Origin of the sequence: Paenibacillus sp. FSL H7-0943 (genome assembly GCF_037963265.1) — a bacterium.
Classification (GTDB): Bacteria; Bacillota; Bacilli; order Paenibacillales; family Paenibacillaceae; genus Paenibacillus_AQ; species Paenibacillus_AQ odorifer.
The window spans coordinates 1,813,006-1,830,013 of record NZ_CP150148.1; the positions used below are offsets into that span (position 1 = coordinate 1,813,006).

Sequence of the window (17,008 nt, forward strand, 5' to 3'; positions counted from 1 at the left end):
TGATCAGGTGAACAGCGGATTTCCAGTCATGCCGACCCAAAGAGCGGATTGTTCAAGCTGGGCAGCAAGCTGAAGCAATAAATCTTCACGGCCTTTGTTCGCCATGACTTGAACGCCTAGCGGAAGGCCATTTGCTGACTTATGGACGGGCACGCTCATTGCAGGCTGGCCTGTCAGATTTGCGAGCTGTGTGAACGGTGTATAGGTTAGGCTTGACTCAAACATCTCGTAAATTAAGCGGCTCTGTTCTTCTTTTGGCAATTCGTTTACGTGCAGCAGCTTTGCTATCTCTGCAGGTTTATGCGTTAATTCACCAATTTTGGGAGCAGAGTTTGCATTCGTAGGTGTTATATATAAGTCGTAATGATTAAACAGTTCCGCCATTTGGGCGGCTGCAACGTCCCATTCATCCAGACTATGTACGAATTCGGCCGCTGAAACATTTTTTCCGGTCTCACCAAGGACCCACGTAATGATATCGACATCGTAAGCAGTTATGGAACGTCCCATATTTCTCTCCAGGGAGACGAACATCGCTGCTACCTCTCCGGCATTCATCGTATAGTAGTTCTCCATCAGTCTTGTGCCATTCACAGGACTTTCTATTTCTTCAACCGCATGTCCTTCAGCTTCGAGCCATTTCACGGTTTTGAGAACAGCATTTACGGTCTCTTCAGAGACAGGCGTACCTACTGGGGAAGCAGTCGTAAATCCAATTCGTAGTTTACGTTGCGTAGGCTTAAACAGATCATCCAGATATACGCCCGGGTATAACGGGGTCTGGAAGGCGGCTTCCGGCTGCACAACCTGCAGCAGATCTAACATAGCAGCGCTATCGCGAACGGACCGGGTTAAGGCAAAATCAATAGAAGCCCCTTGCCATTGACGGCCGACTCCGGGTCCTACTGGTGTGCGCCCGCGCGTGGGTTTAAGTCCGAATAGGCCTGTGAATGAGGCGGGAATACGGATGGACCCACCACCATCACTGGCTCCCGCTACTGGAACAATACCAGAAGCTACAGCCGCCGCGGCTCCGCCACTTGAACCTCCAGGAGAATATTCGAGATTCCAAGGATTACGAGCAGGGCCATGGAGGACATTCTCTGTAATGTTTTTTAAGCCGAACTCGGGTGTATTCGTATGTCCAAGTGGAATAAAGCCGGCTTTCCTAATCCGTGCAACATAATTTGAATCCCACCGTGCGACATTGTTCTTCATCAGCATAGCCCCACAAGTGATGGGCTCGCCAGCGATAGATTGGGAAATATCTTTTAATAGAAACGGAACGCCAGCAAACGGCCGAGTGTTATCCTGAACAGGCATCTCGTCGGCTTCTCTAAGAGCAGCTTCACGACGGGTGCGCACCACCGCATTTATGACTGGATTGACCTCATCTAACCGAGCAAAGGCGGCTTCGACCAGCTCACAAGGTGAAATTTCACGTGCTTTGACAAGTGAAGCAAGTCCTAGAGCGTCATAGGTAGAGTAAGAAAAGGACAAATTAGATACCCACTTTCAATTTAGGATGATTATTATATTATACATCCCATTAGTTATTTTTTGAAAATGGGTAATCTGACATCTATCAATTCTTTTTTACGTCATATTAGGCTATACTTAGTGTTAAATGATTTTATGGGGTGTACTGATGAACGAAGAGAAATATCAGAATGTGGATGGTTTAATGGAGGCTTTCCAACAATTCGCTAGAATGAACTGGCGTAAAACCACGATTTGGGGCTTGAAGCCAAGTGAGGTCCGGATGTTGGTTTCTTTAAAGCTTGGTAAAGAACGGGAAGGGAAGAAGGGACAGACGGTTTCGGAGATTAGCAAGTTTCTGAAAGTCACCTCTCCTACGGTTACCCAAATGCTCAATAGTCTGATTGCACAAGGATATGTGGTGCGTACTTCTGATGCACAGGATCGCCGAGTTAGCGAGATCACGCTTACGGAAAAAGGGGAGCATCTGGCTGAGATGGCTGTAACGAAATCCCGGAATACCTTTAAAGGTATGATCGATTACATGGGCAAAGAACAGACGGATACGTTAATGGAGCTGTTAAACGGAGTCTATGTTTACTTCGAAGAATTGAACGATCAACCAAACGAATCCTAGCCCTTCATATAAAAAAAGAGATGCCGCACAGCCTAAGCTGTTTACGGACATCTCTAATGTAAGGTTATTTGTGATTAATGTGCAGCAGGCACAGATTTTTCGAGTTTTTTACTCCCGTTTTTATCCTCTGCATGTGTCTCCATTTTTTTCTCTCCACTACGTAATGGAATCTCTTTAAGGAACAGAACGAGCAGTGCTGCGATAACTAACAGCGCCGTACCACTTAAGAACACAACTGTCAGGGAATCGCTTAGTGCGTTCCGCAGCATCTCAATCAATTGATTGAAGAGCGGCTGAATTTGCTCTGGCAGTGTTGCATGCAATTCTTTAAGCTTAGGCTGATCTAGCAGCATTTGAGGATTCATAAAGGCAGAAAGCTGTTTAGCGGATTCAGGATCAAGTTTGGATAAATCCGGACCTTTGCCAGAGGACACCGCTGCCTCTAATTTTTTCGTTAATGAGGAGTTCATAATGGTACCCATGATGGCAATACCTATGGTTCCACCTAAATTACGGAATAAAGTATTTGTAGCAGTAGCAACACCTAGCATTGAAGGCGCTACAGCATTTTGTACGGTTAGAGTAAATACAGGCATTGATAGTCCTAACCCAACCCCGAAGATAATCATGCTGACTACAGCCGTAGCAATGTTACTCATAAAGGCCATTAATATCATGGCTACAACCATGAATGGCATCCCCATTAGAGCATAACGTTTATATTTTCCTGTTTTGGAGATCCATCTTCCCACTAAAGTACTTAGTACAATCATAGTAAGTGACATTGGCATATTGATGAAACCAGATTTAGTTGGGGAGACGCCCTCTACCCCTTGCACGAAGAAAGGCAGGTAGATCATTGCGCCCATCATACCGGCATTCATCAGGAAGCCGACAATCATTGAGATGGATACGATGGAATTTTTAAATAAGGATAATGGCAATACTGGGCTTTTAGCTTTACGTTCAATCAGAATCAGGATAATCAGACCCAGAATGGAAGCCCCAAACAAGCCGAGAATCTCCGGAGAACCCCAGTCATATTTTGTTCCTGCCCATGAAAAGCCGAGCAAGAGCGCAACAATGGTCAGGGAAAGGAAAATGGAGCCTAAGTAGTCGATGGACTCAGATGTAGAACGCGTGGTTTTAGGGAACATTTTCAAAATCATAAAGAAGGCCACGATCCCAAAAGGTAAGAAGATCCAGAAGATCCATTTCCAAGCCATGTGATCTACCATGAATCCACCAAGGGTAGGACCAATTACACTGGAGAAACCAAATATCGCCATCATAATTCCAGTCCACTTGGCTCTCTCTCTTGGAGCGAACAAATCACCTACAGCGGTTACGGTAGCCGACATTAGAATCCCGCCGCCTAGACCTTGAATCCCGCGATAAGTGATCATTTGAAAAATGTTGGTCGACAATCCGGATAGGAAAGCACCTATAATAAAAATGACAATCCCTGATAACAGGAAGGGCTTTCTTCCGTAAATATCGGATAACTTACCGACAAGTACGGTAGCAATGGTTGAGGTGAGCATATAGATGGTAATTACCCAGGTATAATGTTCAATACCTCCAAGCATAGCAATAATTCGGGGCATTGCTGTGCCCACAATCGTCTGGTTGATTGCTGCGAAAAACATAGCCGCCATTAAAGCAATCATAATTGTAACTTTCTTTTTCTGAGTGAGATGCTCCAGAGCAGTTCCTCTCCTTTAACTTCTATATATTGTAGTTTGGGAATTCATGTCGTAATAATTAGGTAGCCAAACTATCATTTATGTATAATACACAAATTCATCAATTAGCACAACAGGTTAATTATTAAATTTTAATTTAAAGAGAATTTGAATTTGACTTGATTTTTTGGGAATAGGTAAGTAATCTAATTAGATTGAGGTATATTGGAGGTGCCCTATGGATACCCATGACAATCAAGAGCAGAAGCTGATCATAGCCCTTGAAAATATAAAGCGTCTGACTGCTCGCCCCTACTCGATTGATGTAGTATCGTATAGAGAGTTTGTTATGATGTACGTCATTCACACTGTTATGAAGCAAAAGAAAGCGGCTGAAGGTGACAAACAGCACCGGGGAGTTATGATTTCTAAATTAAGTGACCTGCTCCAGATAAGTAGACCTACTGCTACGCAAATGGCAAATACTTTGGAGGAAAAAGGTTACGTAGTGCGTACAACATCCGATACAGATCGTCGGGTCGTATATATCTGTCTGAGTGAGCTTGGAGAGCAGATTTATAGCAGGCAGATGGCATCCTATTCCGGCATTTTGAGTGAAATCACGCAAAAGGTCGGTAAGGAAGAGATCGACCAGCTGATCTTTTTGTGCGATCGTTTTCAAGAAGCGGTGCATGAGGTCAGAAGCCGTCATTTTTTTCCACAGTCGGATGAGGAGCCATTAGTTATAGATTCAGTATAGAAAGCCCAACATCAAAAGATATTCCTGCAGACCTGCGGGAACATCTTTTTTTGCATCTTAGAGCAAGGAGTGATTATCATCAGAATATTAGCAATTAGTGACATTCACGGAAGTTATGTAGAATTCAATGCCCTATTATCAAAAGTGAATTATCGCCCGGCGGAGGATAAGCTTATTTTAATGGGAGATTATGTGGATAGAGGTCTGGACAGTAAAGGAATTGTGGAGCAAGTGATGACTCTGCAGCAAGAATGTGGAGCGATAGTTCTCAAAGGAAATCACGATAAAATGGCTTGCGATGCGCTCACCAGCGAAGATGATAAATTGGATACCCATTGGCTAACTAACGGCGGATTTCATACACTGATGAGTTATTGCGAGGCGGGCTACGAAGGTTTGCAGAAGGATTTTGGCTGGAAGGATTATATGCAGCTAAAAGAAAAAATTAGGCGGGACTATAGACATCATATAGACTTTCTGAGCACATTGCCGCTTTATCATGAGACGGAAGAACATATTTTTGTTCATGCAGGCATTAATCCATTAATAGAGGATTGGAAACAGCAGGACCCTTATGATTTTATCTGGATTAGAGCCCCCTTTTATAAGAATCCGGTAGTTAGCACTAACAAAACGGTTGTTTTCGGTCATACTTCGACGATGGATCTGCATGATTCAGAAGAAATCTGGTTTAGTCCACTGGGAGATAAAATTGGGATAGATGGCGGCTGTGCATATGGCCAACGACTAAATTGCTTGGAGATTTCCGCAGGGAAATACATAACGCATTTTGTTCGGAATGGTGAGACGCTTTGAGCGTTCTCCCATTTTTTTTAGAATAGTAATGAATTAAACGTTAACTATGTATAAAATAAAGATAGGAGGGGTGCAAATAGGTGAATGCGAACAACAAATATCATATCCTCATGCAAGGGGCCATCAGCAAGAATGTGAGCGAAACCTGTAAGGAGTTTGGCATTTCCCGGACGATCTATTATAAGTGGTCTAAAGCTTATCAACAACATGGAATGGATGGACTTGGGGAGAAGAAAAGAAAGCCGGTAATGCCTAATAAAGTAGATAAGAGAACGGAAAGATTGATCTTGGAGTACGTCGCCAGATTTCCTGAGGATGGGCCTAAACGCATCTTTTATGAACTGCAAGATGAAGGTATGCAAATAGGGGAATCCGGTATTTATAATGTACTACGTCGAAACGGACTAAATAAACGAATAGAACGTGAAGCTTACGCCAATCAAATCAAAGCAAAGAAGAGGAATGGCGCACAATCCACTCACACTAAAGGATTTAAAGAGAAACGGAAAATACTAGATTATAAGATGAAGAATCCGATAAATGCTCATCCCGGGTATATGTGTCAGCAGAGTATTAGCTATTTGGGAGTTTTCCCGAGGGTCGGAAAGGTATATCAATATGTAATTTATGATGCCTACTCCAGACTAGGTCTAGTTAAGCTATACAATCGGAAATCTACCATTCATTTTATAGATTTTATGCATCTGAAAGTTCTCCCATTGATGAAGACATTAGATTTTCATATCGATAATCTGGTTACGAACAAAAGCCGTGAATTCATTACGAACTGGGACAGAGGAAAACATAAATATAGTGAATTTTTACATAAGAACAATATTAATCAAGTAGCTATAACGGTAGACCAAACAGAGATAATTCAGCCCTTGCAGCAATTTGCGGCGGTGTTGGCCAAAGAATTCTACCAGCAGGCTTGGGTAGATGATACGATAGATTCTTTTGAAATTTTAGAAAAGCGCTTACATGAATACTTGAGAACCTACAACTTCAACAGGCAAATTACAGACGGACCTAATCAAGGTAAAATACCATCGGATGTCGCACTTGCCTATACGGGACAACGAGAAACTTTGCCATTATGGTTATTTACAAGGAGATAACGGATGATGACAAACACGAAGAATAAAGACCGAATTGGAATCATCGGTGCAGGGATTTCTGGGGTTACGGCTGCTTATGAATTAGCGAAAAAAGGATATACCAACATTACCCTCATGGAGAAGTCGGATAGAGTAGGAGGAAAGTGTCATTCTATTGAGTACAAAGGAAAAAGTTATGAAATGGGGACGCTAATCGGCCTGCCTACCTATAAACATACGATGGATTTTATGAGAGATTTTGATCTTATGGATAGGGGACCATTGTTAGAACGTGGATTTTTTGATAATAATGGGAGAAAAACTTCACAAATTCCCATGGAGCAGATAGAGGCGTTTACACAAGAATTCAAACGATTGCCGGATATTCTAAAACGCTATGAGTCTCTCCAAGAACCGGGTTTTCTCCACTTACCGCCAGATTTATGTCAGCCATTTTCGCAGTGGTGTGTAGAGAATAAGCTGTCTGTCCTTGAGCAGGTCTACATGCATTATTTTAATACTTTTGGATTCGGTGGTATCCATAATGTGCCCGCTGCATATGTGCTGAAATTTCTAAGCTATGATAATCTGTTGTCGTTTATTGAAATTACTCATATGATAACCTGGCCTAAGGGTGTTACTGAGCTGATTAGACGAATGGCCGACCAAGTGAACGATCTACGCCTGACTTGTGAAGTGCTTTTTATGGAGCAAGAACAAGATGGGCAGGTTCGAGTAGAGACGAGTCAGGACATCTTTTATTTTGACAAGGTCATTTATACAGCAGCTTTAGAGCAAATGGGCGATACAGTTAGCCTGTCAAGTGAGGACAAAACTTTATTAGCGAATATAACCTATGAATGGTTTAGGGTATATGCGTATAGAGTGAAGGGGTTGCCGGAGCTTTCTGGCTATATCCCCCGGAATATGTACCCTGAACGTAAAGGGCATATGATGGCATGGTACTATCGGTGGGCAGATATGGGAACTACGGATCTAGTTACGGTTTATGTAGCAGAGAATGAAGCTATGACTGATCTGGAAATGCGAGAGACGGTAGAAAATAAACTTCGCGAGCTGGGCGGAGAGAGCATTCGACTATATATGATGAAGCGTTGGAGGCATTTCCCACATGTGGATTCTAATGCGCTACATGAGGGATTTTATGAACGGGTTGATCAGATGCAGGGGAAAAACAATATCTATTTAGCTGGAGAAATCATGAACTTCCCTACACTTGAGAATTGTATTATATACGCGAAACACTTGGTTGAACGATTCTTTTGAATAACATTAATGAGGAACCTTGTCCACAAAGAAATTTGTCGACAAGGTTTTTTTACATTCAAGTTAGGTTTGCAGTATATAGTTCTATAGACATGTATTCTAATAGATTTCTCAGAAGAAAGGTAGAAAGTTTGGCGAATTCTAGTGCTAGGGTTGTGTAAACTCAACTTGAAATGAAACTAAAAAAACACTGATAAATCAACGTTTTAAGCGATTTGATCGTTTAAAGAGGGATGGGCTATATTGGACCTGAGACACAGATTACATACACCAACCTACAAGGAGGAGTAAAACATGTTTTTATTCGAATCGATTCCCTGGTACTCTGCGCTAATGTGGTTAGTAGTACTAGCAGGATTAATGTTTGTAAATGAAATCGCACGGAAGAGCAAGTGGTTCTCAATCATTCTGTTTATAGTTGTCCCTATTGTTCTTACCATAGCGGTTTGGCCAAATACGGCAGGAGAAGGCTCCAGTACTGGAACATGGTTTCACTGGGTAAAAGTATATTCTGCTTTGGCAGGATGTATAGGGTTTATGGCTATCCGTTATGTTAAAGGATGGGACAAAAATAAATATATATTAATGTTCCCGGCTATTATCCTTGCAGTTAACATTCTTGAAGCAGTTATTCGTGATTTCCAAGTGTACAGCTTGCAAGGTATGGTGGATGGCGTAATGATGGTAGGTGGTCCTTGGAACATTATGAACGGGATCGCAGGTATTCTGAACATTATTACGATTTCTGGTTGGATGGGTATTGTGATCAGTAAAGATAAGAGTAAAGATATGTTGTGGCCTGACCAGCTTTGGTTCTGGATCATTGCTTATGACATTTGGAACTTTGCCTATGTATATAATGCAGTTTCTGACCATTCCTTCTATGCAGGTGCAGCATTGTTGATCTCTTGTACCATCCCGGCGTTCTTCTTTAAAAAAGGGGCATGGCTGCAGCATCGTGCACAGACTTTGGCGATTTGGATGATGTTTACGATGTCGTTCCCGGCGTTTGTTGGCGAGTCAAAGTTCTCTGTACAATCCTCTCATAGTGAAACCGCTCTGTGGATAGTAAGTGCATTATCTTTAGCTGCTAATATTGCAGTGTTTGGTTATCATTTCTATAAAATCATCAAGCATAAACGCAATCCGCTTAAAGAGGAAGTTTATACGGATTTAGCTGCTTATAAAGCTATTGCAGAGGGTGCGAATTAATAGAGACATTATAGTAATAGTGATAGAAGTTCCTCCTGCTTAAAGGGGGGAACTTCTTTTTGTGAATAATTAAAGTTCTAATTATCAGAGCCCCATATCCGCCCGTTGCTGCGCACGAAATGTTTTCCTTTTTATACAAAGCAAAAGACAGGTCAGTAATAAGACACATAATAAAGTTGCCGTATATGTGAAATTGCTGTTCCAAAACACTATCTGAATATTCATTAATGAGTGAACGCCGATCACGAAAAATAAATTTCGGGTTAAGATATAGAGTAGAGCGAATATAATTCCTAGAATTAGAAGCATGATAAAATCATAAACAAACTCCATTCCAACTAATCCTGAGTAAATCCGGTTTGGGATATGTATGGCGGCAAAGATCGATTGTGAAATTAGCATTGCAGAGATCATCCGTGTAGTTTTGTTGTTGATTTTTTTTAAGCATAGATAGATTTGAACGAGCAGGAAGCCGCGAAATAAGATTTCTTTCAATAAAGCATTTCCGAAGATTTGACCTAGAATTTCACCGAAAACTAAATTTGAATGGCTGAAGATAGCATTGTTAAGTGTTAGCTCTGAGTGATTCAGGTGTACCATACACAAATCTACTATATTTATAGCGAGCCAAAACAGAAAGGTACCCAGCAGTCCGGCTCGTAATTTTTCTATTTTTAACCCAAAATCCCGGGGCGAAACTTTAGCTATCAGAATCAAAAAAATAATTACTTCTAAGAGAAGCCCAACTAGATTGGCGGCTAACGTTTCATTGATCCAGTGGTTTGTGTTTTTGGCAATAAAACTTAAATATCCATGCTCAAAAAGGATGAGATTAACCGCAAGAGTAAAGATAATATGAATAAAAATGAGGCTCGCTATAAAAAGGTAGTGTGTAGGCTTTGCTTCAAAAATCGATGATGGATTGAACTCCTTGGCGTGAAGCATCAATGGCAGCCCTCCTGAATACAAAATATTCCAAATTAACCTTAGATTTCACTATATCCTTTTTGAGTCCAAGTTTACTGTTACAAAAATCATGTGTTATTCTTCACATTCGCCCATCCCCAGATTGACAGAAGCAAGGGCACTGGCTATACTTGAAATGTTAAAATGCAAATCGGACAAATCGTTGATGAAAATGAAGTACACCGGAGGATGGCTTGATCAGAGAAAAGGTTCCTTTACGAAACGTTTCGTAATGGCTGTGAGAACCTTGAAGATAGGCCGGTGGAAAGCTAATTTCGGAGTGTGAGATCAATGCTCACCGGGGGCGCCCGTTATCAGCCGCGACAAGGCGATCGTCTGCAATTGTCCCATTAGTGGGGTCAAGGCGATAACCAGGGTGGTACCGCGATATTAATCGTCCCTGAATTATTCAGGGGCGTTTTTTTGTTTTTATTTTTTAGGTATTTTGTAATTTCCGGTGTAAATGCCGAAGTAAAAAGATGAGACGGGAGCTGTAAATGATGAAAGCAAGTGAAATTCGTTCCAAATGGCTTAAATTTTTTGAAAGTAAAGGTCACAAGATTGAACCAAGTGCGTCCCTCGTTCCTCACAACGATCCTTCGCTTCTGTGGATCAATGCGGGTATGGCACCTTTGAAAGTGTACTTCGATGGCCGGGAGGTTCCAGAAAATCCGCGCCTGACTAACTCACAAAAATGTATTCGTACCAATGATATCGAGAATGTGGGTAAGACACGCCGTCACCATACATTTTTCGAGATGCTGGGTAACTTCTCCATCGGCGATTATTTCAAAGAAGAAGCTATCACATGGGCTTGGGAGTTCCTAACCGGCAAAGAGTGGATCGGCTTTGACCCGGAACGTATTTCCGTAACGGTGTACGCAGAGGATGAAGAGGCATTTAAGCTGTGGAATGAAAAGGTTGGCCTGCCTGCTGAACGCATCATTAAGCTGGGCGACGATAATTTCTGGGATATTGGCGAAGGCCCATGCGGTCCTTGCTCGGAAATCTTTTATGACCGTGGTGAAGCTTACGGCAGTGATATGAGCGATCCGGAAATGTATCCAGGTGGAGAAAATGAACGCTGGTTAGAAGTATGGAACCTGGTGTTCTCACAATTCAACCATAACAAGGATGGCAGCTATACGCCGCTTCCGAATAAAAACATTGATACAGGGGCTGGCTTGGAGCGTTTTGCATCCATTCTACAGGATGTAGATTCCAACTTCGACACTGATTTGTTCCAACCTATTATTCAAAAGACAGCACAGCTCGCGGGTGTAACTTATAAAGATAACGTTGAGCAGGATATCGCGCTTAAAGTAATCGCTGACCATGTGCGTACCGTTACTTTTGCAGTAGGGGATGGAGTACTTCCTTCTAATGAAGGACGCGGTTATATTATCCGCCGTTTGCTTCGTCGTGCTGTTCGGTACGGAAAGACCTTGGGTCTGGATCGTCCATTCCTGTATGAGCTGACTGAAACCGTTGGCGAAATTATGGGTGTCTACTATCCATCCGTTGTGGACAACCGCGAATATATCGCAAAGATTATTCGTACTGAAGAAGAACGTTTCCACGAAACATTGTCTGACGGATTGGCTATTTTGGGTGAGATCAGTGCTAAAGCAAAAGCAGAGGGTCTCAGCAATATTGCTGGAGCCGATGCATTTAAGTTATATGATACTTATGGGTTCCCATTTGACCTGACCGAAGATTTCGCAGCAGAGCAAGGATTAACTGTAGACCGTGAAGGTTTTGATGCGGCTATGCAGGAGCAACGTGACCGTGCGAGGGCTGCACGTCATGATGGCGGCAGCATGAAGATCCAGGGAGGCGCACTAGCAGACCTGACGATTAAAAGTGAATTTGTTGGATATAATGACTCGGTAACAGAGTCGAAAATCCTGGCTATTGTTGTGGGTGATGAATTGGTAGATGTCGCCGGTGAAGGCGCAGAATGCCAAGTTATTCTTGATACAACACCGTTCTATGCTGAGAGCGGCGGACAAGTAAGTGACACGGGTGTGCTTACTGGGGGTTCAGTTACAGCTAAGGTAAAAGGACTCTTTAAAGCTCCACACGGCCAACACGTACATTTGGTAACTGTGGAAGCGGGAGAATTGAAAGTGGGCGAATCCGTTCGCGCGGAAGTGGATCGTGCGGAGCGTGAAGATATCGTGAAGAACCACACAGCTACCCATTTATTGCACAAAGCGCTTAAAGAAGTTCTTGGCGGGCATGTTAATCAAGCGGGATCTTTAGTGGAAGGTGCTCGTTTGCGGTTTGACTTCTCCCATTTTGGAGCGATTACTCCAGAAGAATTGAGCGATATCGAACATCGCGTAAATGCACAAATCTGGCGCGGTCTAGATGTAGTGATTGAGAACAAGCCGATTGATGAAGCTAAAGCAATGGGAGCAATGGCACTCTTTGGTGAAAAATACGGTAATATCGTCCGTGTCGTTCAAGTGGGCGATTACAGCCTTGAGCTTTGCGGTGGTTGTCATGTATCCAACACGTCGCAAATCGGAATTTTCAAGCTGCTTAGCGAAAGTGGCATTGGTTCCGGAGTGCGCCGCATCGAGGCGGTTACCGGACGTTACGCTTACCAGTTCACTGAAAGTCAGCTAGATTTGCTCAAACAATCAGCAGGCCTTCTTAAGTCTTCTCTGAATGACGTTCCGAAACGGATCGAAGCGCTGCATAACCAGGTGCGTGAGCTTTCGCGTGAGAATGAGTCCTTGCAATCCAAGCTGAGTGCTACTTTTGCTGCTGAACTTACAAGCAGTGTGAAGACAGTTGGCGCAGGTACGCAGCTCCTGGCTGTTGCTGTTCAAGCAGGCAATATGGATGCTTTGCGTTCCACAGCGGATGAATTGAAATCCAAGCTTCCGGATGCAGTGCTTGTATTAGGTGCAGCGATGGATGATAAGGTAAACTTTGTAGTATCTGTACCGCAAGACCTGGTGAAGAAAGGTTTCCACGCTGGTAAACTCGTTAAAGAAATTGCAGCAGTTTGCGGCGGTGGTGGCGGTGGGCGTCCAGATATGGCGCAAGCCGGCGGTAAAGATGCTTCTAAGCTAAACGAAGCATTGGCAAAGGCTGAAGAATTGGTAGCTTCCTTAGCCTAAGTTAAAATTACGAAACCATTTCTCTAACTAAACGTATTACGAGAAAACATAGCGGTACTGAGAGTTTGATATCAGTACCGCTACTCTTTATTAGCAGGATGTTAGATATTCATGAATAATTGTGCTTGACAATAGCTTAAAAGCCAAAAATATCATAATTTTTGTAGAGAAAATGCCAAAAAAAGCGTTAATAACGGGCAGGATTTCCTCGTTGGGGCATGAATATGTTATGATAAAGGAAGCAAGCGAGCTGCACAGTAGCAACTTTGCGAAGCCGTCCCAAAAGGCGATTTTGCAGAAGGAAGGTGTCACAAATGGACTCCATGGACAAAACGGTCAAATTCAATGTGAAGGGCGACGAAAAGGAAGCTTCTCCCCAGGAAATATTGCTAGCAGTATACGATGCACTGGTGGAGAAAGAGTATCATCCGATCAATCAGATCGTAGGGTATCTTCTTTCCGGAGATCCGGCTTACATTCCGCGCCATAACAATGCGAGAAGTTTGGTCCGGAGAAAAGAACGTGATGAGCTGATTGAAGAGCTGGTTAGATTCTATCTCGTCAATCACAGGGTGGACAATCCGAAATGAAGAAGAAGTTAGGTTTAGATTACGGCGACCGTAGAATCGGTGTAGCCACAAGTGATGTTTTTGGCTGGACGGCACAAGCTCTTGAAACGATTGAGCGCCGAGGTACGGGTAATGAGTTCGAACGCATTCGTGAACTTGTTGCAGAGCACGAAATTGGAGAGATTGTAGTTGGTCTACCGAAGAATATGAACGGCTCAGTAGGACCCCGGGGCGAAATCTGTATAGAGTTCGCTGATAAGCTACGGGAAGAGTTAGAAATGCCCGTACACCTTTGGGATGAGCGTCTGACGACGGTATCCGCAGAGCGGGTGCTGATTGAAGGGGACGTCAGCCGGAAGAAACGCAAGGGGATTGTGGATAAAATGGCTGCAGCCCTGATTTTGCAAAATTTTTTGGATGCTAACAGTAAAAGGTGAGGGGTGCGAGGATATGACAAACGAACAGATTGGCCAAGAGGAAGAACCGGAAATTATCTATATTCCCGATGAGGAAGGTAATGAAGAGGAATTCGAGGTCATTATGAAGTTTGAGGTTGATGGCTCGGACGCTAAGTATATGATGGTGGTTCCGCTAGACTCCGAGGACGAGGAAACCGATGAGGTATACGCGTTCCGTTATGTGGAAGAAGGCGACGATCTTCAATTGTTCATGATCGATAATGACGAGGAGTGGGCGATTGTCGAAGAGACTTTCAACACACTGGTCGACGAGTTGGACGGAGGATCGGAGAATGACTGAGATATCCGCTGATCAAGCGGTATGGACTTCACGGCTTAAAGAAGCATACGGAGAAACTGTAGAACTGGAAGATGAGCAAGGCAAATCTTCCATTTACGATATTATCGCCGAATTTGAAGTCGGTGATCGCGGATATGCAGTGCTGAAAGGCTCTGGCAAAGACGTGGAGTATGAGATCCTGCGTATCGTTGTCTCTTCTGACGGACTTCCGGAATTGGAGAGCATTATGGACGATGAAGAGTGGGAAGACATCTCTGAGCTATACGATGAGATGACTTTTCCAGCAGATGGCGCTGAATAAAACTTAAACATGTACGTTACATTTATGATGGGCACGGAAGAGGGCGGAGAATTCCGCGCTCTTTTTGCTTGAAATGCGAGCAATATCCTATATACATCAATCTAAGGAAATATATATTGAATTTTAGGCAATACACTTTTATACTTTATAGTCGGAAAGTGAGGAACCAGACTTGAAATCCGCAATCCGTACTGTGTTAATCATTATTCTTTTGCTGGTAGCAGCAGGAGGTGGGGGCGCATGGTACATTTGGAACGGGATGCAGCCGGTAGAGCCTGCAGGTCCTGCTGTAACATTTACGATAGAGAAGGGCATGGGAAGTGCGGAGATTGCTGATCTGCTTGAGCAAAATGGCATTATCCGTAAGAGTCTTTTTTTTAAGGGATATTTGAAATGGACTAAAGAAGGCTCTAGCTTCAAAGCAGGTACTTATATCGCTAAGCCCGGTGACAGCTATGATGAACTCATTGCAAGATTAAATGCAGGTGATGTAGTTAAGGAAGAAACTGTGGTCTTTACTATCCCCGAAGGATATACTGCTGAGCAGATCGCTAAGAAGCTCGCTGAAGCCTGGAATCAGGATGCGGCTACTTTTCTTGAAATTATGGATACTGGTGCAGGTTTGAAGGGGATTGATATTCTGGGTATCCCGCAGGATAAGAATCTACGCCACCGTCTCGAAGGATATTTATTCCCCGAAACCTATGAACTGGCCAAAGATAGCACGCCCCAGGAAGTTGTAGAAGCACTTTTGGATCAGTTCCAGAAGAAGCTAGATACGATTCCTAACTGGCAGCAAAAGCTAGAAACGCGTGGATTGTCTCTGCATGAACTGTTGACCGTAGCCTCGCTGGTTGAGCGGGAAGTTGTGGTGGATAGTGAACGTCCGCTTGTGGCTGGTGTTATTTATAACCGCCTAAAGAAAGAGCAGAAGCTGGAGATCGACGCTACCGTTCAATATTTACTCAATAAGCAGAAGGAAAGACTTTTGTATAAAGATTTGGAAGTTGATAGTCCATATAATACGTATAAGAATATTGGACTTCCTCCGGGACCTATTAGTAATCCGGGGCTGGAGTCCATTCAAGCGGCACTCGAACCAGAAGCTTCTGAATATTACTTCTATGTGACCAAAAAAGATGGTACACAGGGCCATTTATTTGCTAAGACCTACAAGGAACATTTAGCCAATATCGAAAAAAGTAAGCAAGAATCGAAATAAACTATTAAAATGAAGAGTGGTGCGGTTGAAATAACTGTACAAGTAGGAGGTACAACATGACTAACAAACCGGAATTGCTGGTGACGGCAGCGTCCTTGGAGGAAGCTGCTGCTCTGCTGGATGCCGGAGCAGATGCGTTGCTCATTGGGGATGACCGTTTCGGGATGCGGCTTGCTGGACATTTCTCTCTGGAGGATACAGCGACTGTCGTAGAAATGGCACATTCGCGAGGCTGCAAAGTGTATGCAAGCTTGGGTGGGCTGATGTCCAACCGTCTGCTGGATGAGCTTCCTGCCTATGTGAAGGCTTTAGGTGAGCTTGGCATTGATGGTGTTGAATTCGGGGATCCAGCAGTGTTAACCACAGTGAAGAAAGAAGCGCCAGCAATGAAGCTGCACTGGAATGCGGAAATGACTTCCACCAACTATGCGACCGCGAATTATTGGGGACGCAAGGGGGCTTCTCGCGTTGTGCTGGCCCGTGAGCTGAATATGGATGAAATGACGGAAATGGTTCCGCTTTTGGAGATTGAGGCACAGGTGCAGGTTCATGGAATGACCAATATATACCATTCCAAGCGGAAGCTTGTTGAAAGCTATATGTCACATCAAGGCCGTCCTAGTGATGGAGGAAGTCTCGGGAAGGAACGCGGACTATTTCTGATTGAAGAAGAACGAGATGACCAGAAATTCCCGATTTATGAAGACGAGAACGGCACTCATATTATGAGCTCGGATGATATTTGTATTTTGGAGGATCTGCATATTCTGATGGCTGCAGGTATACACAGCCTTAAGATTGAGGGACTCTTGAAATCGATAGCGTATAATGTAACGGTTGTGAAGACTTATCGTAAAGCTATAGATCTTTATGCGGCTGATCCGGAAGGTTATGCCTTCAATGAGGAATGGATGGATGTAATCAGAACGGTGCAGGACCCTGAACGGGAGTTAAGCTTCGGATTTTTCTATAAAGAGCAAGTATATTAAGTTTGATAAAAATAAAGAGGTTATAGGTCCCCACGAAGATTAGGTACAGCATTTATAGCATGTGACTTAGCTTTGTGGGCGATGGAGGGGAGAAC

At 43.4% G+C, this 17,008-nt stretch carries 16 protein-coding genes; 13 read left to right on the forward strand and 3 right to left on the reverse strand.

Annotated elements, in window-relative coordinates; translation table 11 throughout:
- Window positions 1-3: 3 nt before the first annotated feature.
- Window positions 4-1,500 carry an amidase gene (locus NSQ55_RS07860; protein WP_339172451.1) on the reverse strand — a complete coding sequence of 499 codons (1,497 nt, stop codon included), beginning with the start codon at window positions 1,498-1,500 and terminating at the stop codon, window positions 4-6.
- Between the two features lie 148 nt (window positions 1,501-1,648).
- On the opposite strand from NSQ55_RS07860, the gene NSQ55_RS07865 reads away from it, so the two are divergent.
- Window positions 1,649-2,116: a MarR family transcriptional regulator gene (locus NSQ55_RS07865; RefSeq protein WP_076126284.1), complete on the forward strand. Its 468-nt coding sequence runs from the start codon at window positions 1,649-1,651 to the stop codon at window positions 2,114-2,116.
- A 74-nt stretch (window positions 2,117-2,190) separates the two neighbouring features.
- Here NSQ55_RS07865 and NSQ55_RS07870 read toward each other — a convergent pair whose 3' ends face one another.
- The gene (locus NSQ55_RS07870; protein ID WP_076192880.1) at window positions 2,191-3,822 is read right to left on the reverse strand and encodes an MDR family MFS transporter; all 1,632 of its coding nucleotides are present in this window, start codon (window positions 3,820-3,822) and stop codon (window positions 2,191-2,193) included.
- Window positions 3,823-4,039: 217 nt separating this feature from the next.
- Between NSQ55_RS07870 and NSQ55_RS07875 the strand changes: the two genes are divergently transcribed.
- The 5 genes from NSQ55_RS07875 (at window position 4,040) to NSQ55_RS07895 (ending at window position 8,973) form a co-directional block, all read left to right on the forward strand.
- On the forward strand, window positions 4,040-4,561 hold the full coding sequence (locus tag NSQ55_RS07875; RefSeq protein WP_076134039.1) for a MarR family transcriptional regulator: 522 nt from the start codon (window positions 4,040-4,042) through the stop codon (window positions 4,559-4,561).
- Between the two features lie 69 nt (window positions 4,562-4,630).
- Complete coding sequence (locus tag NSQ55_RS07880) at window positions 4,631-5,377, forward strand: metallophosphoesterase family protein (protein WP_339172457.1); 747 nt, start codon at window positions 4,631-4,633, stop codon at window positions 5,375-5,377.
- 80 nt (window positions 5,378-5,457) lie between these two features.
- Window positions 5,458-6,495 (forward strand): helix-turn-helix domain-containing protein, encoded by a 1,038-nt coding sequence (locus NSQ55_RS07885; RefSeq protein ID WP_076184719.1) that lies wholly within the window; start codon window positions 5,458-5,460, stop codon window positions 6,493-6,495.
- 3 nt (window positions 6,496-6,498) lie between these two features.
- Window positions 6,499-7,761: an FAD-dependent oxidoreductase gene (locus tag NSQ55_RS07890; protein WP_076184718.1), complete on the forward strand. Its 1,263-nt coding sequence runs from the start codon at window positions 6,499-6,501 to the stop codon at window positions 7,759-7,761.
- Between the two features lie 294 nt (window positions 7,762-8,055).
- Window positions 8,056-8,973, forward strand: a complete 918-nt coding sequence (locus NSQ55_RS07895; RefSeq protein WP_076134042.1) for a DUF5692 family protein — start codon at window positions 8,056-8,058, stop codon at window positions 8,971-8,973.
- 84 nt (window positions 8,974-9,057) lie between these two features.
- Here the strand turns inward: NSQ55_RS07895 and NSQ55_RS07900 are convergent, their stop codons facing one another.
- Window positions 9,058-9,918: a CPBP family intramembrane glutamic endopeptidase gene (locus NSQ55_RS07900; protein ID WP_339174440.1), complete on the reverse strand. Its 861-nt coding sequence runs from the start codon at window positions 9,916-9,918 to the stop codon at window positions 9,058-9,060.
- A gap of 521 nt (window positions 9,919-10,439) precedes the next feature.
- Between NSQ55_RS07900 and alaS the strand changes: the two genes are divergently transcribed.
- The 7 genes from alaS (at window position 10,440) to NSQ55_RS07935 (ending at window position 16,913) form a co-directional block, all read left to right on the forward strand.
- Complete coding sequence (alaS, locus tag NSQ55_RS07905) at window positions 10,440-13,073, forward strand: alanine--tRNA ligase (RefSeq protein ID WP_248547698.1); 2,634 nt, start codon at window positions 10,440-10,442, stop codon at window positions 13,071-13,073.
- A gap of 314 nt (window positions 13,074-13,387) precedes the next feature.
- Window positions 13,388-13,663, forward strand: coding sequence for an IreB family regulatory phosphoprotein (locus NSQ55_RS07910; protein WP_036675601.1), 276 nt, complete (start codon window positions 13,388-13,390; stop codon window positions 13,661-13,663).
- Window positions 13,660-14,079 (forward strand): Holliday junction resolvase RuvX, encoded by a 420-nt coding sequence (gene ruvX, locus NSQ55_RS07915; protein WP_036675598.1) that lies wholly within the window; start codon window positions 13,660-13,662, stop codon window positions 14,077-14,079. The genes NSQ55_RS07910 and ruvX overlap by 4 nt, the downstream gene beginning before the upstream one ends.
- A gap of 13 nt (window positions 14,080-14,092) precedes the next feature.
- Window positions 14,093-14,401, forward strand: a complete 309-nt coding sequence (locus NSQ55_RS07920; RefSeq protein ID WP_038569507.1) for a DUF1292 domain-containing protein — start codon at window positions 14,093-14,095, stop codon at window positions 14,399-14,401.
- Complete coding sequence (locus tag NSQ55_RS07925; protein ID WP_076104918.1) at window positions 14,394-14,702, forward strand: DUF1292 domain-containing protein; 309 nt, start codon at window positions 14,394-14,396, stop codon at window positions 14,700-14,702. Before NSQ55_RS07920 ends, NSQ55_RS07925 begins: the two co-directional genes overlap by 8 nt.
- A gap of 172 nt (window positions 14,703-14,874) precedes the next feature.
- Entirely contained in the window at window positions 14,875-15,924 is a 1,050-nt protein-coding gene (mltG, locus tag NSQ55_RS07930) for an endolytic transglycosylase MltG (protein WP_248547697.1), read from the forward strand.
- A 56-nt stretch (window positions 15,925-15,980) separates the two neighbouring features.
- Complete coding sequence (locus NSQ55_RS07935; RefSeq protein ID WP_076126299.1) at window positions 15,981-16,913, forward strand: peptidase U32 family protein; 933 nt, start codon at window positions 15,981-15,983, stop codon at window positions 16,911-16,913.
- The last annotated feature ends 95 nt before the right edge of the window (window positions 16,914-17,008 follow it).

Excerpts from the sequence above, each read along its gene's own strand:
- NSQ55_RS07910 (WP_036675601.1), top strand. The coding sequence starts at position 13,388 with ATGGACTCCATGGACAAAACGGTCAAATTCAATGTGAAGGGCGACGAA.
- NSQ55_RS07890 (WP_076184718.1), top strand. The coding sequence starts at position 6,499 with ATGATGACAAACACGAAGAATAAAGACCGAATTGGAATCATCGGTGCA.
- NSQ55_RS07895 (WP_076134042.1), top strand. The coding sequence starts at position 8,056 with ATGTTTTTATTCGAATCGATTCCCTGGTACTCTGCGCTAATGTGGTTA.
- NSQ55_RS07865 (WP_076126284.1), top strand. The coding sequence starts at position 1,649 with ATGAACGAAGAGAAATATCAGAATGTGGATGGTTTAATGGAGGCTTTC.
- alaS (WP_248547698.1), top strand. The coding sequence starts at position 10,440 with ATGAAAGCAAGTGAAATTCGTTCCAAATGGCTTAAATTTTTTGAAAGT.
- ruvX (WP_036675598.1), top strand. The coding sequence starts at position 13,660 with ATGAAGAAGAAGTTAGGTTTAGATTACGGCGACCGTAGAATCGGTGTA.
- NSQ55_RS07875 (WP_076134039.1), top strand. The coding sequence starts at position 4,040 with ATGGATACCCATGACAATCAAGAGCAGAAGCTGATCATAGCCCTTGAA.
- NSQ55_RS07925 (WP_076104918.1), top strand. The coding sequence starts at position 14,394 with ATGACTGAGATATCCGCTGATCAAGCGGTATGGACTTCACGGCTTAAA.
- NSQ55_RS07920 (WP_038569507.1), top strand. The coding sequence starts at position 14,093 with ATGACAAACGAACAGATTGGCCAAGAGGAAGAACCGGAAATTATCTAT.
- NSQ55_RS07900 (WP_339174440.1), bottom strand. The coding sequence starts at position 9,918 with ATGCTTCACGCCAAGGAGTTCAATCCATCATCGATTTTTGAAGCAAAG.
- NSQ55_RS07935 (WP_076126299.1), top strand. The coding sequence starts at position 15,981 with ATGACTAACAAACCGGAATTGCTGGTGACGGCAGCGTCCTTGGAGGAA.